22 protein-coding genes are annotated in these 20,933 nt (G+C 65.1%); 3 read left to right on the top strand and 19 right to left on the bottom strand.

The genetic code is table 11. The features are described 5' to 3' along the window. The first annotated feature begins 79 nt into the window (after positions 1 to 79). Entirely contained in the window at positions 80 to 1,261 is a 1,182-nt protein-coding gene (locus AWJ14_RS08785) for an MFS transporter (protein WP_066177654.1), read from the top strand. Positions 1,262 to 1,421: 160 nt separating this feature from the next. Here AWJ14_RS08785 and AWJ14_RS22375 read toward each other — a convergent pair whose 3' ends face one another. The 3 genes from AWJ14_RS22375 to AWJ14_RS08775 all read right to left on the bottom strand — a co-directional run bounded on the left by AWJ14_RS22375 (position 1,422) and on the right by AWJ14_RS08775 (position 3,083). Further along, entirely contained in the window at positions 1,422 to 1,577 is a 156-nt protein-coding gene (locus tag AWJ14_RS22375; RefSeq protein ID WP_171904844.1) for a hypothetical protein, read from the bottom strand. 113 nt (positions 1,578 to 1,690) lie between these two features. Further along, positions 1,691 to 2,056 carry an SH3 domain-containing protein gene (locus AWJ14_RS08780; protein ID WP_066177652.1) on the bottom strand — a complete coding sequence of 122 codons (366 nt, stop codon included), beginning with the start codon at positions 2,054 to 2,056 and terminating at the stop codon, positions 1,691 to 1,693. Between the two features lie 118 nt (positions 2,057 to 2,174). After that, the gene (locus AWJ14_RS08775) at positions 2,175 to 3,083 is read right to left on the bottom strand and encodes a LysR family transcriptional regulator (RefSeq protein ID WP_066177649.1); all 909 of its coding nucleotides are present in this window, start codon (positions 3,081 to 3,083) and stop codon (positions 2,175 to 2,177) included. A 117-nt stretch (positions 3,084 to 3,200) separates the two neighbouring features. Between AWJ14_RS08775 and AWJ14_RS08770 the strand changes: the two genes are divergently transcribed. Both AWJ14_RS08770 and AWJ14_RS08765 read left to right on the top strand, forming a co-directional pair. Next, a complete protein-coding gene (locus AWJ14_RS08770; protein ID WP_066177646.1) occupies positions 3,201 to 3,389 on the top strand; it encodes a hypothetical protein in 189 nt (62 codons plus the stop codon). 120 nt (positions 3,390 to 3,509) lie between these two features. Further along, positions 3,510 to 4,511, top strand: a complete 1,002-nt coding sequence (locus AWJ14_RS08765; RefSeq protein WP_066177644.1) for a GlxA family transcriptional regulator — start codon at positions 3,510 to 3,512, stop codon at positions 4,509 to 4,511. A 64-nt stretch (positions 4,512 to 4,575) separates the two neighbouring features. Here AWJ14_RS08765 and AWJ14_RS08760 read toward each other — a convergent pair whose 3' ends face one another. The 16 genes from AWJ14_RS08760 to AWJ14_RS08685 all read right to left on the bottom strand — a co-directional run bounded on the left by AWJ14_RS08760 (position 4,576) and on the right by AWJ14_RS08685 (position 20,906). Next, complete coding sequence (locus AWJ14_RS08760) at positions 4,576 to 5,343, bottom strand: response regulator (protein ID WP_139112584.1); 768 nt, start codon at positions 5,341 to 5,343, stop codon at positions 4,576 to 4,578. Between the two features lie 148 nt (positions 5,344 to 5,491). Next, the gene (locus tag AWJ14_RS08755) at positions 5,492 to 6,337 is read right to left on the bottom strand and encodes a response regulator (RefSeq protein ID WP_083220138.1); all 846 of its coding nucleotides are present in this window, start codon (positions 6,335 to 6,337) and stop codon (positions 5,492 to 5,494) included. Positions 6,338 to 6,527: 190 nt separating this feature from the next. Next, complete coding sequence (locus tag AWJ14_RS08750) at positions 6,528 to 7,382, bottom strand: DUF1194 domain-containing protein (protein ID WP_066177638.1); 855 nt, start codon at positions 7,380 to 7,382, stop codon at positions 6,528 to 6,530. Positions 7,383 to 7,572: 190 nt separating this feature from the next. Beyond that, positions 7,573 to 7,890, bottom strand: a complete 318-nt coding sequence (locus AWJ14_RS08745) for a BrnA antitoxin family protein (RefSeq protein WP_066177636.1) — start codon at positions 7,888 to 7,890, stop codon at positions 7,573 to 7,575. After that, complete coding sequence (locus AWJ14_RS08740) at positions 7,866 to 8,147, bottom strand: BrnT family toxin (protein ID WP_066177634.1); 282 nt, start codon at positions 8,145 to 8,147, stop codon at positions 7,866 to 7,868. The genes AWJ14_RS08745 and AWJ14_RS08740 overlap by 25 nt, the downstream gene beginning before the upstream one ends. A 122-nt stretch (positions 8,148 to 8,269) precedes the next feature. Beyond that, positions 8,270 to 10,831, bottom strand: coding sequence for a GcvT family protein (locus AWJ14_RS08735; RefSeq protein ID WP_066177632.1), 2,562 nt, complete (start codon positions 10,829 to 10,831; stop codon positions 8,270 to 8,272). 383 nt (positions 10,832 to 11,214) lie between these two features. Continuing rightward, positions 11,215 to 11,490: a hypothetical protein gene (locus AWJ14_RS08730; RefSeq protein ID WP_066177631.1), complete on the bottom strand. Its 276-nt coding sequence runs from the start codon at positions 11,488 to 11,490 to the stop codon at positions 11,215 to 11,217. Positions 11,491 to 11,603: 113 nt separating this feature from the next. Further along, positions 11,604 to 14,228 carry a mechanosensitive ion channel family protein gene (locus tag AWJ14_RS08725; RefSeq protein ID WP_066177630.1) on the bottom strand — a complete coding sequence of 875 codons (2,625 nt, stop codon included), beginning with the start codon at positions 14,226 to 14,228 and terminating at the stop codon, positions 11,604 to 11,606. A 229-nt stretch (positions 14,229 to 14,457) separates the two neighbouring features. Continuing rightward, complete coding sequence (locus AWJ14_RS08720; RefSeq protein WP_066177628.1) at positions 14,458 to 15,003, bottom strand: DUF924 family protein; 546 nt, start codon at positions 15,001 to 15,003, stop codon at positions 14,458 to 14,460. Between the two features lie 120 nt (positions 15,004 to 15,123). Further along, entirely contained in the window at positions 15,124 to 17,124 is a 2,001-nt protein-coding gene (locus AWJ14_RS08715; protein ID WP_066177626.1) for an acetyl-CoA carboxylase biotin carboxylase subunit, read from the bottom strand. Beyond that, positions 17,121 to 17,555, bottom strand: a complete 435-nt coding sequence (locus AWJ14_RS08710; protein ID WP_171904843.1) for a type II toxin-antitoxin system VapC family toxin — start codon at positions 17,553 to 17,555, stop codon at positions 17,121 to 17,123. Before AWJ14_RS08710 ends, AWJ14_RS08715 begins: the two co-directional genes overlap by 4 nt. Positions 17,556 to 17,557: 2 nt before the next feature. Beyond that, positions 17,558 to 17,815: a FitA-like ribbon-helix-helix domain-containing protein gene (locus AWJ14_RS08705; protein WP_139112583.1), complete on the bottom strand. Its 258-nt coding sequence runs from the start codon at positions 17,813 to 17,815 to the stop codon at positions 17,558 to 17,560. 266 nt (positions 17,816 to 18,081) lie between these two features. Then, entirely contained in the window at positions 18,082 to 18,432 is a 351-nt protein-coding gene (locus AWJ14_RS08700; protein ID WP_066177620.1) for an endonuclease domain-containing protein, read from the bottom strand. 94 nt (positions 18,433 to 18,526) lie between these two features. After that, positions 18,527 to 20,143 carry a carboxyl transferase domain-containing protein gene (locus AWJ14_RS08695; protein WP_066177618.1) on the bottom strand — a complete coding sequence of 539 codons (1,617 nt, stop codon included), beginning with the start codon at positions 20,141 to 20,143 and terminating at the stop codon, positions 18,527 to 18,529. Further along, positions 20,143 to 20,523 (bottom strand): type II toxin-antitoxin system VapC family toxin, encoded by a 381-nt coding sequence (locus AWJ14_RS08690; RefSeq protein ID WP_066177616.1) that lies wholly within the window; start codon positions 20,521 to 20,523, stop codon positions 20,143 to 20,145. The genes AWJ14_RS08695 and AWJ14_RS08690 overlap by 1 nt, the downstream gene beginning before the upstream one ends. Next, complete coding sequence (locus AWJ14_RS08685) at positions 20,520 to 20,906, bottom strand: AbrB/MazE/SpoVT family DNA-binding domain-containing protein (protein ID WP_066177614.1); 387 nt, start codon at positions 20,904 to 20,906, stop codon at positions 20,520 to 20,522. Before AWJ14_RS08685 ends, AWJ14_RS08690 begins: the two co-directional genes overlap by 4 nt. Between the last annotated feature and the right edge of the window lie 27 nt (positions 20,907 to 20,933).

Here is a 20,933-nt window from a genome sequence, read left to right as displayed (position 1 = left end):
GTGCTACCGGTCCGGTCAAGCCGACCGCAGCGCGCAGCATCGCTTTACCCGAATCGAAACAGCGGCTACGGCGTAAGCCATGTCCGCTGTTCTCCGCTCCCCGCTGTTTCTGGTGCTCGCCCTCTGGGCCGCCGGGCTGGGGGCCGCGGCGCAATTCGCCAAGATCGTGGTCATCTTCCCGGAACTGCAGGCCCATTACGGCGAAACCGGCGCGGCCTCGGGCTATCTGGTCTCCTTCATCTCCGTGGTCGGCATGCTGCTCGGCCTGATCGCTGGGATCATCGCCATCCATGTCGGCATCCGTAGGCTGCTGATTGCGGGGCTCGTGCTTGGCGCGGCCGTCTCCGTCTGGCAGGCGACGCTTCCGGGCTTCGAATGGATGCTCGCAAGCCGCCTCGTCGAGGGGCTTGCGCATCTGGCGATCGTGGTCACCGCCCCGACCCTGATCGCGCAGTATTCGGCCCCGCGCTACCAGGGCATGGCGCTCACCCTCTGGGGCAGCTATTTCGGCGTGGCCTTCGCCGCCCTCGCGCTTGTCGCCCCCGCCATGCTCGCGCGCTTCGGGCTCTGGAGCCTGCCGGCGTTCCATGCGGTCTACATGGCCGCGCTCGCAGCACTTCTGGCGCTGGCATTGCCGCGGGAGCGGCGCCAGCATCCGTTGTCCCTGCCCTCTCCCGGAGAGATCGCCCGGCGACACTGGGCCGTCTATTCCTCGCCCTTCATCGGCGCCCCCGCGCTCGGCTGGCTGTTTTACACGCTCACCTTCGTCTCGATGCTCGCGGTGCTGCCGCCGATGCTCGATCCGGAGGTGCGCCCCTTCGCCGCCGCCGCCATGCCGCTGTCGAGCATCCTGTCATCGCTGAGCCTCGGCAACCTGCTGCTCCGGCGGATGCCGGCCGTCGGGGTCATCATCGCCGGCTTCGCGAGCGCCATCGCGCTCGTCCTTGTGTATGTGCTGACGGGACCCGATCCCTGGCTGTTCATCGCCCTGTTCGCCGCGCTCGGGCTGGTCCAGGGGGCGAGCTTTGCCGCGGTGCCGCAGCTCAACGCCTCGCTGGCCGACCGGTCGCTCGCCAATGGCGGCATCGCCCAGACCGGCAATCTCGGCAATGCACTCGGCACGCCGGCGCTTCTGGCCGTGACCACCGCCGGCTCCGCGGCGGGCCTGCCGATCCTGCTGGTCGGCTCCTACGCAACCGCCATCGTCGTGCATGCGGCCATGGCGAGAGCACGGGCGCGAAGCACGGTCTCTGCCGACTGAAACGGACGCAACGACCGGAAATCTCTGGGCACGCGCCCGCCTCAATCCGCTTTCAGCCCCAAAGCTGCTCCGAAAAGCAGCCACCCGTCTTCTTCTTCGCAACAGGGCACGGCCAAAAGCCGACAGCCCTTGGCCGGACTGGGGTCGAAGGCCTGGGGCCTTACCGGGCAGATGCCGCAGCCTTGTCCTTTTGCGGCGGCGCGGTGAGGCGATCGCCCGGGCGTGCCGCCGTGCGCCAGTCCCTGTGCGGCTCGGGATTGGACAGCGGCGCAATGCGCGTGGCGATAAACAGCGACTGGGCAAAAGTCCCGAACATGGCATTTCCTCCTGAGATCCCTTGATCCTTGGAGAAGGGTACGCCTGCCGGACCGATATCAAAAACGAATTCCCCTGCAGCAAACGATGAAGGAAATTGATGGTTGGGGGCGCCTATTCAGGCCAGATATATTTGCCGCGCGCCCAGCCGAGTTCGGCGTCATTGGTCATCACCTGACACCAGACATTGGCCTTCTTCATCCGCGCATATTTCCATTCGGCACTGCCATGGCCGTCGATGCGGAACGACACATTCGTCGTGATGGTCTTGCAGCGGCCGGTCAGGCTGATCGGCTCGCCCGGGCCATAGGCATCGATGACCTGCGACTGCGCGCTCGGCCATTTGCGGATGTTGAGCACATCGTCAGGGGCGATCGCGGTAACGGTGCCGGCGGTAAAGGCCGACGCCAGCGCCGGGCCGGAGGCAAGCGCCACTGCGACAGCGGAAAGCGCGAACAGAATGCGATTGGACGTCTTCATCAGTCTCTCCCTGCTGATCGTGGCACCCCGTGCGCCACTGTCCGCACCCTGAAGGCGCCCGCCTGTATTCGGCCTGAATGCACCGTTCAGCCGCTGTTCACCGCTCACGGCACCCCCGTCACGGGGCGCCGAACGCGCCGGTCTGGCTGAAATGCTCGAAACCGGCGCGGAAATGATCGCTGAGCGCGACCACCTGCGGCGAGGGATCGGGGGCGACTTTCAGCACAAGCTGGTACTTGCCGGGCGAAGCCAGGCCGCAATCCTCGTCCAGGATCTGGATGTCGGGCGCGACGAAGCTCCGCCCCATCGGCGCGATCGCCAGATCCGACAGCACCGCCGCGCGCTGGCCCGCCATGTGCGACGTCATGAAGGCCACGCGGTAGCTGCGCCCCACCTTCTCGAGTGCCGCCAGCGCACTCTCGCGCCAGACGCAGCCCTCGTCCCACATCGACAGCGGCAGCGGATCGAGCAGGCAGGCCTGCCCGCCCTTGGCGCCGACCCAGACGATGTCGTCGGTCATCATCACCTCGCCGCGATCCGGCGCATCGCTCTTCATGCAACTGACCAGCGCGATGTCGAGATGGCCCGACGCGAAGCGCTTGCGCAGGCTCGACGACTGGTCGATCACCACATCCACCACCACCTGCGGATGCGACTTGGCGAACAGCTTGAGCACCGACGGCAGCACAGCTTCTCCATAGTCCGACGGCGAGCCGATCCGCACCACGCCCGCAACCTCGGACGTCACGAACCGCGATATCGCCTCGCGGTTGAGCGCGATCAGCCGCCGCGCATAGCCAAGCAGCACCTCGCCGTCATGGGTGAGCGCGACATTGCGGGCGTCGCGCACGAACACCGACACGCCAAGCTGCTCCTCAAGTCGTTTGATCTGCATGGAGACGGCAGACGGGGTCCGGAAGATCCGTGTCGCCGCGGCGGTGAAGCTGCCGGTCTCGGCGATGGCCACGAAGCTGCGCAGCACATCCGGATCCAGCATCATCAGGGGGTGGTTGAGGGGAGCATTCATATCAATCAATTCCACTGATCATTCATGTCAATTCATTTCGTTTGATTGAATGATGCCGCTGAGCGAGGCTGTTGTCAATCCAGTTCGACTGGTCAGCCCAAGCAAGGAGACGCCCCCATGTTCGGATTTTCCCGCCTCGCCCGCCGCGCCCGCCAATGGAGGGCAAGCCAGAAGCGCATCGCCCTGGAGAACAGGCTGATGGATCTGTCCTTCGAGTTGCGCAAGGACATCGGCTGGCCGGCCGCCCCGGACGCGCCCTCGACCCGGCCGGCACGCGCCGGCACCGAGGCCCGGCCGATGCTGTAATGCCCGCAAAGGCTCATGTCGCATGCAGAAAATTTTCGCTGTGCCTCCCGTGACAAATCAGGATTTTTATGGCCTGATCGCGACATGAGCCCGCTTGCGGGCGCGCACGGGAAATTGGGCATGGCCTTGCACACCAAGCACAAGCGGTCGATCGTCTTCTTCATGGTTCCCGAGTTTTCCATGATCGCCTTTTCGATGGCGATCGAGCCCTTGCGCCTGGCCAACCGCATGCTCGGCTACGAATGCTACAAGTGGCGCCTGGCATCGCTCGACGGCGAACCGGTGCCCGCCTCGAACGGGGTCGTGGTTGCCGTCAATGCCTCGCTCGCCGACGAGCGCCGCAGCCTTGCCGGCGAAAACCGGCCGACCATGGTGTTCGTCTGTTCGGGCGTCAATGTCGAGCGCTTCGACAACAAGTCCGTGCTTGCCTGGTTGCGCGAGGAGCACAATCGCGGCGTCGCCATCGGCGGCCTGTGCACCGGCGCCCACATCCTCGCCAAGGCCGGATTGCTGTCGGGGCGGCGCTGCGCCATCCACTGGGAGAACCTGCCCGGCTTCGCCGAAGCCTTCCCCAAGGCCAATGTCTATGCCGACCTCTACGAGATCGACGGCGACATCCACACCTGCGCCGGCGGCACCGCCGCGCTCGACATGATGCTGAGCCTGATCGGCGAGGACCACGATGACACGCTGGTCAACCGCATCTGCGAAATGGCGCTGACCGACCGCGTGCGCAATGCCCATGACCGCCAGCGCCTGCCGCTCAGGGCGCGTCTGGGCGTGCAGAACGCCAAGGTGCTCTCGATCATCGAACTGATGGAAGCCAACCTGTCCGAACCGCTCTCGCTGATCGAGATCGCCGACGATGCCGGCCTGTCGCGGCGCCAGATCGAACGGCTGTTCCGCCAGGAAATGGGGCGCTCGCCGGCGCGCTATTATCTGGAAATCCGGCTCGACCGGGCGCGGCACCTGCTGATCCAGTCGCCGATGCCGGTGGTTGAGGTGGCCGTCGCCTGCGGGTTCGTCTCGGCCTCGCATTTCTCCAAATGCTACCGCGAGCTCTACAACCGCTCGCCGCAGCAGGAACGCGCCGAGCGCAAGCAGTACCAGACTGCGGCCTGACCGGGACGCACGGCCCCACCGAATTCAGGAATGCATCATCCGCACGGGCTGGCGTGTGGTCGCCTCAGGCCGTGGCGGTTGCCAGCGGCTGCGCCGAGGCCGCCTTGCGCAAGGCTTCCATCTTGACCAGGATGCCGATGTTCTGCGCGATGCGGCACTGGAACTCTTCCTGCACGAAAGGCCGGTAGAGAAAGTCGCTGGCGCCGGCCTTGAGAAAGCTCGCCGACAGCGCCGGATCGTGCGAGGTCGAGATGCCGATGATGCGAAGTTCATCGTCGGAATAATGCCGTCGCAGCTTGCGGGTGAGCTGATAGCCGTCCATGTCGGCCATGTGATAGTCGGTCAGCACCAGGCTGATGTCGGGATTGGCCTCCATCGCCTCGAGCGCCTGCGTGCCGGAGGCGGCTTCCACCACCTTGAACTTCTGCGCGCGCAGCATCGAGGCGAGAATGCTGCGCTGGGACTTCATGTCGTCCACCACCAGAACCCGGAAGTTCCGGTTGGACATGATCCGGCCGACGGCGGCGACGATCTCGTCGAAGGCGCGGTCGTTGTCCTTGATCACATAGTCGAGCACATCCTTGTTGAGGATGCTCTTCCGGGTGTTGAAGTCGAACTTGCCGGTGAAGACGATGGCCGGCAGGCCGATCTCGAGCGCGTAGTCGAGCGCCTCGCAATGCGGCGAGTCCGACAGGTTGAGGTCGGTGACGGCGAGGAAGAAGCCATGGTCGGGGCCGCTCGCGGCAGTCCGCATTTCCGCCAGCGAGCTGCAGGTGACGACCTCAAGCCCCAGATCCGTCTCGAACCTGTATTTCAGCGCGGACGTGAACATCCGCGAATCCTCCACCAACAGCACGCGCAGTCTTTCCTGCGCGACCGCAAGGCTCGCCCGAAGTTCGGATTTGATTTTGGTCCGAGGCAAAACACCTACTCCAATTGCGCGCGGCACCGGCCACGCGGCCAAGACAATTCAATCGCCTTCAGGCAACCTTTGCCGCCACGCGGCTTCCCAGGGCTCGCCGCGCCGACTTGATCTGGTCGAGCGTGTCGAGGTTCTGGTTGACCCGGCAGTAAAACTCTTCATCGACATAGGGCCTGAGCATGAAATCATTGCCGCCCGCCTTCAGGAACCGCGCCGTCAGCAGACGGTTGTCGGAGGACGACACGCCGATGATCCTGAGCTCGTGGCTGCCGCGCACGGCGCGCAGGCGCCGGGTCAGCTCGAAGCAGTCGATGTCGGGCATGTTGTAGTCGGTGATCACCAGGCCGATATCCGGCGTGACCTTCAGGATGGACAGCGCCTCGGCGCCGCTCTCCGCTACGCTCACATTGAAATTGAACCGCTCGAGCCGGCTGCGCAGGAGCGCACGCGCGGTGGCGCTGTCGTCGACGATCAGCACGTGGTGACGGTGATTGGTCAGGAACCGGCACACCGATTCCGCAAGCAGGTCGATCGCCAGCACATTGTCCTTGATCACGTAGTCGACGATGTCGTGGGCGAGAATGCCCTCGCGGGTCGATTCATGGAACGTGCCGGTGAAGACGATGATGGGGATGGAAAGCTCAGCGAGATATTTCAGCGCCTCGCCATTTTCCGCGCCGGGCAGGTTGATGTTCGAAATCGCCAGCTTGATCGGCCGCTCGCCATATTCGAAGGCCAGCTGCAGCTCCTCGAAACTGCGGCAGACCTCGATCTCGATGTCGAAATTTTCCTTGAGCGTCTGCCCGATCATGGAGGTGAAGACATTCGAATCTTCAGCCACGACGATGCGATGCTCCCCAAGGGAGCCGCCCGTGTACTGCATTCCCGATAGGCCGATAAACATGCGATCATCCCGTTGATCGACCAACGCTAATCATGTGCGGATTGAATTTGAGTTAACGGTGAAGTATCAAAATGCATATGGCTGCCGCTGGATTGCCCGGTTCAAGGGAACGGCGCGGACCGATTACTTCATATCCTTCAAGGATTTGAATAGCCCGCGCCGCCAGGAGGCCTGGCATCTTCGCACCGGCTCAGGGATCGGTGAACATCCAGCGCCGCTCTTCCCAGATCTTCTCCCCGGCCAGGCAGTCGGAGCTTTCCCCCGCAGGCCTGAAGGGTTGCGCGGGCAGCGCCTGCACCGGCACGATCTCGGCACCCGCTCCCCCGGCCCGTTCCGGCGGCAGCTTCAGGCTTCCGATTTCAAGGATCAGCTTGCGGCGGACGGCTTCGGGAAACTGCTCCCAGCTTCGGACCGGCACCAGGAAGCTGCCCGGCCCGCCGATCACGCAATCGCCGTAATAGGCGTCAAGATCGGCGATGTTGAACCCGCCGCCCGGGCCGTCGCTGGTCATCAGCGGCAGGCCGTTGATGACGATGCGTTTGCCGAGCGCCTCGTCGCGCGCCGCGAGCACCGGGCCGCCCTGGTTGTTGGGACCGTCGCCGGAAATGTCGATCACCTTGCGGAACCCCTCATAGGGCGACGCGTCCAACCGCCGCATCGCATGCCGGACCGCCCCCGAGATCGAGGTGCGCCTGAGCCCGACCGGCCGGGTCGCCAGCACGAGTGCCGACAACCGGTCGGCATCGGCGCCGGTCTCCACCAGCGTCCAGTCGAACACCTGGTTGGTGGAGCCGTCGCCGGCCCATTCGAACATGGTGATGGCGATGCGCCCATAGGCGCCCTGCCCGATCGCGCGCACCACGTCGGGATGGTTGAGCGCCGCCGCATAGCCCTCGCGCTGGATCGCGAGCTCCCGCTGCGACATCGAGCGCGAGACGTCCACCGCCAGCACCAGCGACACATCCACAGGCTCCTGCGCCCGCGCGCCCGTATGCCCCGCAAGCAGGCCTGCAGCCGCAAAGAGCACCGAGATCCATCCTGCCATGGGGCAAGTCTACCACGACGCGGGCAGAGGCCGAAGCCGGTTTTGGCGCGGCAGTGGAGGAGATCAGACGGCGTCTTTGCCGGAGGGGCGGGAGTCTAGAGCGAGGTCTTGCACTCTCCGCTGCATGAAGCGACCGCGCCGCGGCTTCGCCTCAGAGCGCTTGGCTCTCCTTGTCGCCAACGAGCAGGCTTCAGAGTCCTGCAGCTTTGCGCAGGGCTGCGTTCATGCGCCCCTGCCAGCCCTTGCCTGTTTCCCTGAACTTGGCGATGACGTCTTCGTCGAGCCTCAGCGTGATCTGCTTTTTGGGATGCTCCAAGGCGGGGCGGCCGCGCGTTCGGCGCTGCTCCTCCATGGCCTCAAAGAACGCCGGCGGCAGCACTTCCCGCGCAGGGCGCATCCGTGCCAATTCCTCCTCGCTCAATTCAGGCGAAGCGACAGCATCCCAATCCTCGCGGCTGTAACCGCGTCCGGGCTCGAATACTCTCAGGGTTTTGCTTCTGGCGGCCATCGGAGCCTCCTTCTTTCTTTGTCGCTGGCGGCGCGAAAGCTGATGATCGATATCGCTTCCGATCCCAGGATCGCAAAGACGACGACCGTACTGTCTCGAAAAGTGCCAATCGCCTTGAACCGCTGCCGACCATCCGCATCCGGTCTGCCGTCTTCCACAATGGCAGTATGCCAATCGAGTTCAGCGACCTCCGCGAAGTCGAAGCCGTGTTTGTTCAAGTTTGCGCGCCGCTTGGGCTCATCCCAGACGATCTTCATGATTAAATGTAGCTACATTTAAGTCAAAGATCAAGAAAGCGCGCTCGCGCGGGGTTGGCGCAAAAACCCGCCGGCCTCTCGACCGACGGGTTAAATCGCGCCCGCTGGAGTGATCGCGCGCCTCAGCTCCGCGGCTTCAGGTTCTCCGGGTCGTAAAGCGGCTTGTAGCCGACCGCCGCCACTTCCACCGGGAAGCTTTCGTTGAAATATTCGACCGAGAGCTTGCGGCCGGGTTGGCAATAGCACCAGGGCAGATAGGCGAGCGCGATGTTCTTGCCGATGGTCGGGCCATAGGCGACCGAAGTGGTGTAGGAGCGGCGGCCGAGCGCGTCGACCAGCACCTCGCCGGTCTCCGGATCGACCACCGGCATGGTGCCGACCGGATAGCGCTCGACGCCCGACGCATCGACCGTGTCGGTCATCACCAGGGTGCACAGCATCGCCGGTTGATGCTCACGCGCCTTGTACTCGACATGCTTGTCCTTGCCGCGGAAATCCGCGTCCTTGACCTTCGGGCGGGCGAGATCGGCTTCGAGAAGATTGTACTGGGTCAGCAGGTCGGCATTCTGCAGCCGCAGGCTCTTTTCCATGCGGCGCGAATTGGCATAGGTCTCGACACCGACCGGGGTGACGCCGGTTGCGCGCAGCGCGTCCCAGACGGCGAGCCCGTCCTCGTATTTCAGGTGCAGCTCCCAGCCCTGCTCGCCGACATAGGAAATGCGGAAGGCGCTGACCGGTTTACCGGCGATCTCGATCGGCTTGATCGCTGCGAAGGGGAAGTTTCCAGGCTCGAGGCCGGCCGGATCGGCCACCACCTTCTTCAGCGTCTCGCGTGCGTTCGGCCCCCACAACCCGATGGTGGTGTAGGCCTCGCTCACATCGGTGACGGTGACGTCGAAGCCCTTGTCCTCGGCCACCCGCCGCACATAGTGGAAGTCGCGCGGGCCGGCATCGGCGCCATCGACGATGCGGCAGCGGTCGGCCATGCGGAACACGGTCAGGTCCGCGCGCACCATGCCTTCGTCATCGAGGAAATGGGTGTAGATGCCCTTGCCGATATTGCCGTCGCCGCCGATCTTCGCCGCGCACAGCCATTCCATCAGCGCCACATGGTCGGGGCCTTCCACGTCGAACATGTAGAAATGCGACAGGTTGATCAGCCCGCAATCCTCGCTCATATGCAGGTGCTCGGCATTGGAAACGCGCCAGAAATGGCGGTTGTCCCATTCGTTGCGGCGCACCGGCACGCGCTCGCCGTATTTTTCCAGAAGATGCGCATTGGCCGCGTAGCCATGCGCTCGCTCCCAGCCCCCAAGCTCCATGAAATGGCCGCCGAGCTCCAGCTCGCGTTCGTAGAACGGCGAGCGCTTGACGCCGCGGCCGGTGGCATAGGGCTCGCGCGGATGCACCGCCGGGAAATAGATCTTCTGCGCCGCCTCGCGGCAGCGGCCTTCGATGAAGTCTTCGGTCAACTGGTGGGCATAGAAGCGGGAATAATCGATCGAGTTGTGATCGATCTCGGTGCGGCCGTCGGTCATCCAGTCGGCTATCAGCTTGCCGTAGCCGGGGCCGTCCTTGACCCAGATCGCCACGCAGTACCAGAGCCCGCGCACCTTCTGGCTCTCGCCGCAGGAGGGGCCGCCGGCGGCCGAAACCTGCAACAGCCCGTTGAAGGAGTGGCTTTCGTTGTAGCCGAGTTCGCCCAGGATCGGCGTGAGTTCCATCGCCCGCTCAAGCGGCGTTATGATCTGCTCCATGTCGAGGTCGCGCTGCGAGGGTGACAGCCGCGCCTCGTGCTTTTCGAGGATATCGCGGGGATGGCAGAGCCGCGGCTCCTCGGTCTCGTAATAGCCCCATTCGATCTGGCCGCCCTCGGCGGTCGTCGGGTCGCCGGTATCGCGCATATAGGCGGAGTTGCCCTGGTCGCGCATCAGCGGCCAGCCGATATCCTTGCCGGTGCCTTCGAACTCGGTATAGGGGCCGAAGAAGGTCAGCGGGTGGTCGACCGGCATCACCGGCAAGTCCTCGCCCACCATGGCGGCGATCAGCCGGCCCCAGATGCCGGCGCAGACCACCACATGTTCGGCCAGGATCGTGCCGCGCGGCGTGACCACGCCCTTGATGCGCCCGCCCTCGACGATCAGCGACTGCGCCGGGGTGTTGGCGAAGACCGCGAGCTTGCCCGTCTTTTCGGCCTGGTCGACGAGCTTGCCCGCAACCGTCTGCGAGCGCGGGACGACGAGACCGGCATCCGGGTCCCAGAGCGCGCCGGCGACCATCTCTTCTTCGACCAGCGGGAATTTCTTCTTGACTTCCGCCGCATCGATCATCTGCGCGCGGGTGCCGAAGGCGCGGCCCGAGGAGACCTTGCGCTTGACCTCTTCCATCCAGGTGTCGTCGCCCGCGCGCACCACTTCGAGGCCGCCGATGCGGGCGTAGTGGCCCATCTTCTCGAAGAAATCGATCGAATACTGCGTGGTCCAGACCGACATGAAATCGTGGCTGGTGGTGTAGCAGAAGTCCGAGGCATGCGCGGTCGAGCCGATGTCGGTGGGCACGCCGGATTTGTCGATGCCGACGATGTCGTCCCAGCCGCGCTCGATCAGGTGATGCGCGATGGAGGCGCCGACGATGCCGCCCACGCCGATGATGACCACTTTCGCCTGCTTCGGAAACTCTGCCATTGTCCTGACCCCGGTTGCACTTCGGAAGCAGAATTTATGAGGTGACGCAGCCAAACCAATGCCTGTCTACGACATTCTCTCCATGCTGCACGACCACCGGCCAGGGCAGCGGCTTTGCCCGCCAACCTTCCGGCAACCGCCTCGGCGACCGGCACGTGCACCCCGGTCCCGTCGGCACTGGGTGCGACGCTTGGCGGAACGGATGATGGAGCAGAACCGCATTATCCGCGAAGTCAACACCAGCGTGGCGCTCAAGGCGCTCAGGCGCGGCCTGCCCGTTCCGGTGCGCGAAGTCTGCTGATCGGCAGCAAAAAGGCGCGGCCCCTCACGGGGTATCCGCGCCTTCCGATGCCCGTTGCGCGCGGGGCGCGCGCACGGGCGGGTTACTTGAGCACCGCTGCCCCGTTGACGATATCGATGGCTTCGTTGCCCGCGAAGGTTTCGCGGTCGCCCGAAGGCATGGTCACGAAGCAGCCCGCCGGGCAGAAGCTCACGGTGGCGCCGGCCTCGACCACGACTTCGATCTTGTTGCCGCTTTCGGTGACGACCAGCACCTGGGCCTGGGCATCCTTGTTGGTGACGGTGGCTGCTGCTGCGCCGCTGATCGCCGCCACACCCAGAGCCAGGCTCGCGGCCAAAACGGAAAGTGTTGCTTTCATCGGTCTCCGGCGAAATCCGCCGCTCCCTGTTAACACGTACGAGCCTTCGGATCGGCCCGGTATGGTTGATGGTCTAGCATCACTAAACTGAATACAGTCTGAACGGTTTTGGCTCAGCGGTCACCCCCTTCGTCCCCGTCCATCCCGGTTTCGTCATGGATCGTGTCGCGCACGATCCGGGGCTTCCGCCGCTTCCGGGTCGGCTTGGCAGGCGCTGCGGCGGGCTGCGGCGCTTCCGCCGCCGGCTCCCCATGCGTCGCGGACCGAACCTCGACACCGGAGATCTTCTCGGTCAGCACCGCGAGCACCCCGTCCTCGTCGTCGAGCTTGACGTTGAGATCGCGCTGCGGGAACGGAATTTCAATGCCTTCCGCCTTGAGGCGTTCGAAAATCCGCAGCCGCAACTCTGTCCGCGCCGAAAGCCCGCTGAGCACGTCGGCGAGATGCGCCTTGACCTCGAAATTGAGCGAGGAATCGCCGAAGCCCGCGAAATAGACCGCAGGGGCGGGATTGTTGAGAACCAGTTCGCAGCCGGTTGCGACCTCGTTCAGGATCTCGATCACCCGGCGCGGATCGGCGCTATAACTCACCCCGATCGCCACATCGATCCGGCCCAGGCTGTTGCGATGGGTCCAGTTGCCCACCGGCGCATTGATCAGCTCGGAGTTCGGCACGATGATCGTCTGTCGCGAGAAGGTCTCGATCTCGGTGGCGCGCACGGAAATCTTCTTGACGAAGCCCTCGGTCGAGCCGGTCACCACCCAGTCGCCGACCTTGAACGGCCGTTCGGCGAGCAGGATCAGCCCGGAAACGAAGTTGCTGACGATGTTCTGCAGGCCGAAGCCGATGCCCAGCGACAGCGCGCCGGCGACCAGTGCCAGGCTCGACAGGTTGATGCCGGCTGCGGAAATCCCCACCAGCCCCGCCAATGCCACGCCGAGATAGCCGGTGCCGGTGCGGATCGAGTTGCGCACGCCCGGGTCCATCTGCCCGCGCGCCATGACGCTGCCGTCAAGCCAGCGCTGGAACCAGCGCGTGGCCAAAAGCCCGAGGCCGAACAGCAGCACCCCGACGAAGATCCCGACCAGCGAGATGGTGATGCCGCCGATACGGATTTCCGTGAGCGCCCGATAGAGCCACAGCTCGATATCCTGGATCTGGAAGCCCCATTGCAGCAGGATCAGCGGTAGGCCGAGCAGCAGCACCATGAGATTGACCAGCAATCCGGCGGCAAGGCCGGCCTGGTCAAGCCCCGCCGTCCCGAGTTCGAAACGGGCGCCGACCCAGCGCCCGATGGCGGTGCGTGCGAAGATGCCGGGCTCGGAAATCGCCTTGCCCGACTGGTAGCCGATATACATCGTCGTCAGGATCGCGCCGGTGACGACGATCTGGGTCGCCGCGAAGCGGGCAAGCCCGACATAGCCGAGTGCGACGGTCGCCAGCAGGCCCAGCCCGCCGACCAGCAGCGTCATCGAGATCACCCGCGGCCAGGCCTGGCCGGGCAGTGCCGGATCGGAAGACGGATGCAGCATCGGCCGCACCACCGCCATGACGATCAGGATGAGCGCCATCAGGCAGACCGAGACCACGCCGTTGAACACCGTCATCACCACCGGCGAGCCGAGTGAGCGGTTGACGTCGCCGACCACGTAATCGAGGCCGTTGACGCTCACCAGCGCAACCGCCAGCACATAGAGCACGCGCGCGCCGCTGTTGGAGACATCGACCAGCCGCCAGGCCGGCATCCGCGGCGAGAGAATGCCGCGGGCGAGCTTGCTGACGAAGAACACCACGACGATCACCCCGAGCAGGCTCGAGAACACCGGCGCCACGTCGGCGCGCAGGATGGTGAAACTGGTGCCGAGCAGAAAGATCGTCATGGCGAGCGCGGCCGCAGCCACCGTCGGAATGACGGTCGACCAGAAGGCCAGCATCAGCCGGCTGGTATAGGGGGGATTTTCTATGCCCGGGTCGCGGTCGATCAGGCCGCCGAACAGCCGGTAGGCCCCCGACACCAGCACCAGCGCGGCAAGCAGCGAGAAGAACAGCCAGCCCAGCAACGCCTGCCACTTGAAGGTCCAGACGAATTTCACCCAGGAGCCATAGGTGCGGACGAAGGCATCCACTTCGCCCTTCACCGCATCGATCGCCTCCATCAGCATGGCCGGGCCGATCTCGGTGCGCTTGAGCAGCGTGGTGGCAAACAGCGTGCGGCGCGCTTCGGTGATCACGTTGCCGAGATCGGACGCCCTGACGGTGACGTTTTCCGCGCGGCCGGTCAGCGTGTTGATCAACGCCCTTTCGGAAGCAAGACGCGCGCGCTCCGCCGAGATCGATTCCGGCTCGGCTGGATCACCCTGCGCCGGCGGCGGACCGAGCTGGTCGATGCGCGACTTGATCTCGGTGAGCCGCGGCCGCAGCGACACCCCGATATCGAGCATGCTGCGCGCCAGCATATCGAGCTGCAGCTTGAGATCGACCAGCGCGCTGTCGTCATTGGTCTTGTCGTTCACGTCCTTGGACAGGCGGACGATGGCCGCCTCCGCCGCGGCGAGCTGGTTCTCGGCGGAGGTGATCGCAGGGGAGGAAAGCTCGATGCCGGCGGCAACCGCGGGGGCCGGCTGCCCGTTAGCCGTGGCGGCCGGCGCCTGGTCCGCCGTTTGCGAAAGCGCCGCAGGCAGAGACCCAGCAAGCAGGAGCCCCGCAAGAACCACGACCATCAACCGTTCGAACCGCATGAACCACCTATCCTGCCACCCATCGCCGGCTGCTCCGGGACGGAATCCTGCGCGCGCCAACCGGACCGAAAGGCGCGGCCCTGAGGCCTCGTCCCGCGCCGATTCCGCACAAGTCTGCTATGCCCTAGCGCATTCGCGCCGAAACCGGAATCACTTTGGCGCGAGCGGCAGGGATTGCCGTGGCATCGCCGCCTGACAGGGCACTGCCGGCCGCCCGACCGCAGATGGTCTAGAAGCCGGCGCCGGGTTCGGCGAGATAGGCTTCTTCCTCCGGCGTCGAAGTCCGGCCGAGGATCGGATTGCGATGCGGAAACCGGCCGAAGCGCTCGATGATGTCGCGGTGCTGCCGGGCGTAATCGAGATATTGCTCATTGCCGAGCGCCTCGCACAGGGCCACCGCGCGGTGCTGGTCGGCAAGGTTCTCGGCATGTTCGAACGGCAGGTAGAAGAAGATCCGGCGCTCCTCGGGAACGGCCGCATCGGCGCCGAGCGCAAGTGCTGCCTTGGCGGCATTGAGCGCAAGCGTATCCGTGGCGAAAGCCAGCGGCGAGCCGCGATAGATGTTGCGCGGAAACTGGTCGAGTGCGATCACCAGCGCCAGCCGCGCCTCCGCCGAGGCCCGCCATTCCGGGGGCACCTGGCGCGAGAGGGCCAGGTGCAGCTTGGCAAAGCGTTCGGTGATGGTCTGGTCGAGCGCGGGATCCTTGACGAACCACTGTTTTGGCGAAAGCTCGTTGTACCAGAATTCGAGAACTGTTTCAGGCGTTTCGGTCATGAAATATCCCGTCTTGCGTTAAATCGCTGCTGCGGAATGTGGGGCACCCGCGCCCCGGGATCAAGCGGCGGACGCGTGATTGCCCAGGGGATCGGCGACGCAGGCAGCGGTTTCGGGCGTTCAGGCGGCCTTGTCGGCGTCGCTCTCGAGCACGACCAGGCTCACGCCGTCGCTCACCTGCGCGCCCACCGCCACCATCACCTCGGCCACCACGCCGTCGCGCGGGGCGGCAAGCGTCATCTCCATTTTCATGGCTTCCATGATCACCATCGGCTCGCCCGCCTTGACGCCCTGCCCCGGCGTCACCAGCACCTGCCTGATCACGCCCGGCATGGCCGAGACGACACGGTCGCCACCCGCCGCCAGATCGTCGGCACGCGCCCCGCGCGGCCGGGTGAACAGATGCGTGAGCCCCTCGTGAAAGACGGTGACGCTGTCGGCCCCGGCCACCACGCGGCAGCGCCGCGCGACGCCGCCGGTCGAGAACGACCAGTCCGCGCCCGAGGCCTTGACCGCCTCGAGCGTCAGTGCCGCGCCGAGCCCCGGTCCCGACACACCCCAGCTGTCGTCACCCAGGCGCTCGATCACGAAGTCGCCGCTCTCGCCGCCAGTTTCGAGCGTCACGCTGCGCCGCGCCGCACCCCAGATCTCGAAAGGACCGATGGCGCTCGCGGCATCGCCGGCGACGCCGGCGGCAGGCAGCATGCCCGAGGCCGCAAGCGCTGCGAGCGCGGTGATCGGCGCGGGCGCGGGGACGGTCTGCGTCAGGCTGTCGAGATCGCGGGCGATCAGCCCGGTATCGAGCCGGCCCGCGGCAAAATCCGCGTTGCGGCAGAGCCGCGCGAGGAAGGCGATGTTGGTGACCGTTCCGGTGATTTCGGTGCGGCCGAGCGCGCCCGCAAGCCGGGCCAGCGCTTCCGCCCGGGTTTTGCCGTGGGCGATCATCTTGGCGATCATCGGATCGTAGAACGGCGTGATCTCGTCACCGGCTCGAATGCCCGCATCGACGCGCACGCCGTCCGGGGGAAAGCGCAAATGCGCGATCCGGCCGACCGCGGGCAGGAACCCCTTCGACGCATCCTCGGCATAGATCCGCGCCTCCACCGCATGGCCGTCGATCGAAAGCTGATCCTGCCGCAACGGCAGCGGCTCGCCCGCGGCCACGCGGATCTGCCATTCGACCAGGTCGAGCCCGGTAATCAGCTCCGTGACCGGGTGCTCGACCTGCAGCCGCGTGTTCATTTCCATGAACCAGAACCGGTCGGGCTTCAGTCCCTCGCTGGCATCGACGATGAATTCGACCGTGCCCGCGCCGGAATAGCCGATGGCCTTCGCCGCCTGCACCGCCGCCGCCCCCATCGCCGCGCGCATCTCCTCGGTCATGCCCGGGGCCGGCGCTTCCTCGATCACCTTCTGGTGGCGGCGCTGGGCCGAGCAGTCGCGCTCGAACAGATGCACCGCATTGCCGTGGCTGTCGCCGAACACCTGGATCTCGATATGGCGCGGCATGGTCACGTATTTTTCGACCAGCACCCGGTCGTCGCCGAACGAGGCCTTGGCCTCGCGCCGCGCGGACGAGAGCGCAGCGGGAAAATCTTCCTGCCGGTCGACCTTGCGCATGCCCTTGCCGCCGCCGCCGGCGCGCGCCTTGATCAGCACCGGAAAGCCGATCTCGTTGGCCTTGCCGGCGAGCACCACCAGGTCCTGCGCCTCGCCGTGATAACCTGGCACCACCGGCACCCTGGCCTTTTCCATCAGCGCTTTCGCCGCATCCTTGAGCCCCATCGCCCGGATCGCCTTGGCCGACGGCCCGATGAAGATGAGCCCCGCCTTCTCGACTTTCTCGACGAAATCCGGGTTTTCCGACAGGAATCCGTAACCCGGGTGGATCGCATCCGCGCCGGTACGCCGGGCGGCATCGAGGATGGCGTCGACATTCAGATAGCTTTCCGAGGCGGCAGCAGGCCCGATCAGCACCGCCTCGTCGGCCATGTCGACATGCAACGCCCCCCGGTCGGCCTCGGAAAAGACTGCCACCGTGGCAATGCCCATCTTGCGCGCCGTGCGAATGATCCGGCAAGCGATCTCGCCGCGATTGGCGATGAGGATTTTGGTGATCATGGCAGGTCCATCCGGCTCCAGAGCTTGAAATCCATGGTGTTGGCCGAGGCCAGGCGACGGTCATTGCTGACAAAGGCAGAGCACTGCACGAGATTGGCAGTGGCTATGTGAATCGCGTCCGGCAATTTCACACCCGATCCGGCCCGGATACGTGCCGCCTCCAGCAAGACATCGCGGGAGACCCCCTTCACGCGAACAAACGGGCTGTCGGCAGCGAGCAGGGACAAGTAGGCGCGGACCAGTTGTTCATCTTTCTCCGCTATCGGCTTGACGAGGCATTCGGCCAGCGTGAGTTCGCTGGTGACCGCATCAATTTCTCCTTCGTCGATCCCGCGCACGAGGGTCTTCTGGGCAGTGTCGAGTTCACCGGGTTGCTCCAGGATGGCGATCAGCGTATTGGTATCGAGATAGACACGCCGGTGTTCCGCCACCCTTATCGCTCCCATTCATCGCGCAGGGAACGGACATAGTCATCGATTTCCTGCTGGCTGCGCTTGTTGGATGCGATCCCCACGAAATCGCTGAAACGTTGGACAGGCCCGCCCCCCGCGCTGTCCGTGGGCGACAGCCCGACCGCGCTCGAAAGGATCGCGCGCACTTCCGCCTCGGTCGACCGCTTGTTCGCAACAGCGCGCAGCTTCACCGCTTCCAGCACGGCCTCGTCCAATTGCCTGACCACGATCTGAGCCATCGTCATACCTCCTTCTGATATCAAAATGATATCATTTCTGGTTCTGACTGACCATCCCACCCCGATTGGGCCAGATCCGATGCAGCGATGAGGGGTCTGGTGATGGTCATGCGATCCTCGTCTGCTGGCTGCCTAGGACAGTTTCAAAGTCAGCTTCTGGCGCTACGGCGTTCGCCGCCAATCTCCCCCCTTGAGAGGGAGAAAGCAAAATCAACATCTTGGCAAAGCCAAGTGTTGGATTTTGCAAGAGAGGGGGCAGGCAGCGCTCACGCATCCGTCACCACCTTGATGATGTGCTGCGCGGCTGCGTCGCTGTTGCGTTCGATCTCGTCATTCCAGAACCTCAAGATGCGGTAGCCTCTCGCCTCGAAATACCTGTCGCGTTCAACATCCGACCTGCTCTCGCTGTGCTGCCCGCCGTCGGCTTCTATGATCAGTTTCTTCTCGTGGCAGACGAAATCGACGATGTAAGGACCCATCGGCTCCTGACGCTTGAACTTGAGCCCCTCCAGCTTTCGCCCGCGCAACATCTGCCGGAGCATGTTCTCCGCCTTCGTCGGCGCCTTGCGCATCGACCGGGCGAAGGCTCTCATACGGTCGGATCCCTGGTCTGCCATGCCGCCCCCCTCTCTTGCGATTTCTGGCGCTTGGCCGCGCTGCGCACGTCCAAGACACCGAAATCGCTTTCTCCCCCTCCAAGGGGGAGATTGGTCACATCCTGAACACGCCGAATTTCGTGTCTTCCACCGGTGCATTGAGCGCCGCCGACAGGCTGAGCGCCAGGATCTCGCGGCTCTTGAGCGGGTTGATGATGCCGTCGTCCCAGAGCCGGGCGGAGGCGTAGAGCGGGTGGCTCTGTTCCTCGAACATCTCGATGGTGGGGCGCTTGAATTCGGCCTCCTCCTCCGCCGTCCAGTTGCCGCCCTTGCGCTCTATCGCCTCGCGCCTCACGGTGGCGAGCACGCCCGCCGCCTGTTCGCCGCCCATCACCGAGATGCGGCTGTTGGGCCAGGTCCACAGGAAGCGGGGCGAATAGGCCCGGCCGCACATGCCGTAATTGCCGGCACCGAACGAGCCCCCGACGATCATGGTGATCTTCGGCACGGCCGTGGTCGCAACCGCCGTGACCATCTTGGCGCCGTCCTTCGCAATCCCGCCGGCCTCGTATTTCTGGCCGACCATGAAACCGGTGATGTTCTGCAGGAAGACCAGCGGGATCTTGCGCTGCGAGCACAGTTCGACGAAATGCGCGGCCTTCACGGCGCTTTCGGAAAACAGCACGCCATTGTTGGCGACGATGCCGACCGGCATGCCCATCACATGCGCGAAGCCGCAGACGACGGTGGTGCCATAGCGCGCCTTGAACTCGTCGAAGCGCGAGCCGTCGACGATGCGGGCGATCACCTCGCGGATGTCGTAGGGCTGGCGCGTGTCGGCGGGGATGATGCCGGCAATCTCGGCGGGATCGTAGAGCGGCTCTTCGGGCGACTGACAGTCCATCTGGCGGAGCCCCGCCCTGCCCCGGCCATTCAGATTGGCCACGGCCCGGCGGGCCAGTTCCAGCGCATGGGAATCGTTGTCGGCCAGGTGATCGGCCACGCCCGACAGCCGCGTGTGCACGTCGCCGCCGCCCAGATCCTCGGCGCTCACCACCTCGCCGGTCGCGGCCTTGACCAGCGGCGGGCCGGCGAGAAAGATCGTGCCCTGCTCGCGTACGATGATGGTCTCGTCCGACATCGCCGGCACATAGGCGCCGCCCGCGGTGCACGAGCCCATCACCACGGCGATCTGGGCAATGCCGCGCGCGCTCATGTTGGCCTGGTTGAAGAAGATCCGGCCGAAATGGTCGCGGTCGGGGAACACCTCATCCTGGTTCGGCAGGTTGGCGCCGCCGGAATCGACCAGATAGACGCACGGCAGGTTGTTTTCGAGCGCGATCTCCTGGGCGCGCAGATGCTTTTTCACCGTCAGCGGATAATAGGTGCCGCCCTTCACGGTGGCGTCGTTGCAGACCACCATCACGTCACGGCCCGCGACCCGGCCGACGCCGGCGATCAGCCCGGCCGAGGCGATGTCGCCACCATAAAGCCCATGGGCGGCGAACCGGCCGATTTCGAGAAACGGCGATTCCGGATCGATCAGCGCCGCAACGCGGTCGCGCGGCAAAAGCTTGCCGCGTCCGACATGACGCTCCCGCGCAGCCTCGGGTCCGCCCTGCCCGTGCAGCGCCGCAACCTCCGCCGTCTCGGCGATCAGCCGCTGCATGCGCGCGGCATTGTCCCTGAAGGCCTGCGACGCGGTGGAGATGTTGGAGGGGATGACGGTCATCAGCGAATGAGCTCCACTTTGCAGGGCAGGTCGAGATCAGCCCAGTTTCTGTCGGCGGTCAGCGCCGTTGCGTTGTCGCGGATGGCGAGCGCAAGACACGCCCGGTCGCCAAGCGACAGGCCGACATGGCGTGTCGCAGCGCGCAAGAAGCCAGCCATCCCCGCGAGTTCCATGTCGAACGCCACGATGTCGAGCCGGAACCGCGACAGCGCCGAAAGCGCGCGCTCCGGCGCATATCCCAGATCGATCAGGCGCGTGATCACCTCCACCGCATTCACCGACGCCATTGCTGCCCCGAAGAGAGCCCCGGCCGCCCGATCCGCTCCGATCTCGTTGCGCAACACGGCCAGAATGACGGAGCTGTCGACCACGACATTCATTCGGACCCATCTTTCTGCCGCATGCCTTCCCGGTTCAGCCGGTCCAGCCGCGCATCGGCACGGGCTTGCTCTTCCCGGCGCTCGCGCAGGAAATCGCCCACCACATCGACGCCTTCGGGCACAAGCGTGTTGAACTCGGCCTGGATCTCCCTGATCACCGCCCTGTACGACTTGATCCGCAGCTCACCGTCGACAACCTCCAACGCCATCTCGTCGCCCGGTTTCACCCCGAGCGCTTCGCGCATGGCCGCCGGGATGACCAGCCGCCCGCCCTCGCCGAGCTTGACCCGGTCGAGCATCGGCTCTTCGCGGGGTTCGGACGCCAACCCATAGGCCGCCTGTCCGCCCTCCGAGAACCCTGCCTTTCCGCCACGCTTCGCCATTCTGCCAACTTTCGCAATGTTGCCACA

The sequence above is a fragment of the Parahoeflea olei genome, assembly GCF_001703635.1.
Taxonomy (GTDB): Bacteria; Pseudomonadota; Alphaproteobacteria; order Rhizobiales; family Rhizobiaceae; genus Hoeflea; species Hoeflea olei.
Note: the sequence above shows the minus strand (reverse complement) of the source record. Positions and strands in the feature narration are given on the sequence as shown.

Coding starts and splice junctions, on each gene's coding strand:
- AWJ14_RS08785 (WP_066177654.1), top strand. CDS start 80: ATGTCCGCTGTTCTCCGCTCCCCGCTGTTTCTGGTGCTCGCCCTCTGG.
- AWJ14_RS22375 (WP_171904844.1), bottom strand. CDS start 1,577: ATGTTCGGGACTTTTGCCCAGTCGCTGTTTATCGCCACGCGCATTGCG.
- AWJ14_RS08780 (WP_066177652.1), bottom strand. CDS start 2,056: ATGAAGACGTCCAATCGCATTCTGTTCGCGCTTTCCGCTGTCGCAGTG.
- AWJ14_RS08775 (WP_066177649.1), bottom strand. CDS start 3,083: ATGAATGCTCCCCTCAACCACCCCCTGATGATGCTGGATCCGGATGTG.
- AWJ14_RS08770 (WP_066177646.1), top strand. CDS start 3,201: ATGTTCGGATTTTCCCGCCTCGCCCGCCGCGCCCGCCAATGGAGGGCA.
- AWJ14_RS08765 (WP_066177644.1), top strand. CDS start 3,510: ATGGCCTTGCACACCAAGCACAAGCGGTCGATCGTCTTCTTCATGGTT.
- AWJ14_RS08760 (WP_139112584.1), bottom strand. CDS start 5,343: ATGTTCACGTCCGCGCTGAAATACAGGTTCGAGACGGATCTGGGGCTT.
- AWJ14_RS08755 (WP_083220138.1), bottom strand. CDS start 6,337: ATGTTTATCGGCCTATCGGGAATGCAGTACACGGGCGGCTCCCTTGGG.
- AWJ14_RS08750 (WP_066177638.1), bottom strand. CDS start 7,382: ATGGCAGGATGGATCTCGGTGCTCTTTGCGGCTGCAGGCCTGCTTGCG.
- AWJ14_RS08745 (WP_066177636.1), bottom strand. CDS start 7,890: ATGGCCGCCAGAAGCAAAACCCTGAGAGTATTCGAGCCCGGACGCGGT.
- AWJ14_RS08740 (WP_066177634.1), bottom strand. CDS start 8,147: ATGAAGATCGTCTGGGATGAGCCCAAGCGGCGCGCAAACTTGAACAAA.
- AWJ14_RS08735 (WP_066177632.1), bottom strand. CDS start 10,831: ATGGCAGAGTTTCCGAAGCAGGCGAAAGTGGTCATCATCGGCGTGGGC.
- AWJ14_RS08730 (WP_066177631.1), bottom strand. CDS start 11,490: ATGAAAGCAACACTTTCCGTTTTGGCCGCGAGCCTGGCTCTGGGTGTG.
- AWJ14_RS08725 (WP_066177630.1), bottom strand. CDS start 14,228: ATGCGGTTCGAACGGTTGATGGTCGTGGTTCTTGCGGGGCTCCTGCTT.
- AWJ14_RS08720 (WP_066177628.1), bottom strand. CDS start 15,003: ATGACCGAAACGCCTGAAACAGTTCTCGAATTCTGGTACAACGAGCTT.
- AWJ14_RS08715 (WP_066177626.1), bottom strand. CDS start 17,124: ATGATCACCAAAATCCTCATCGCCAATCGCGGCGAGATCGCTTGCCGG.
- AWJ14_RS08705 (WP_139112583.1), bottom strand. CDS start 17,815: ATGGCTCAGATCGTGGTCAGGCAATTGGACGAGGCCGTGCTGGAAGCG.
- AWJ14_RS08700 (WP_066177620.1), bottom strand. CDS start 18,432: ATGGCAGACCAGGGATCCGACCGTATGAGAGCCTTCGCCCGGTCGATG.
- AWJ14_RS08695 (WP_066177618.1), bottom strand. CDS start 20,143: ATGACCGTCATCCCCTCCAACATCTCCACCGCGTCGCAGGCCTTCAGG.
- AWJ14_RS08690 (WP_066177616.1), bottom strand. CDS start 20,523: ATGAATGTCGTGGTCGACAGCTCCGTCATTCTGGCCGTGTTGCGCAAC.
- AWJ14_RS08685 (WP_066177614.1), bottom strand. CDS start 20,906: ATGGCGAAGCGTGGCGGAAAGGCAGGGTTCTCGGAGGGCGGACAGGCG.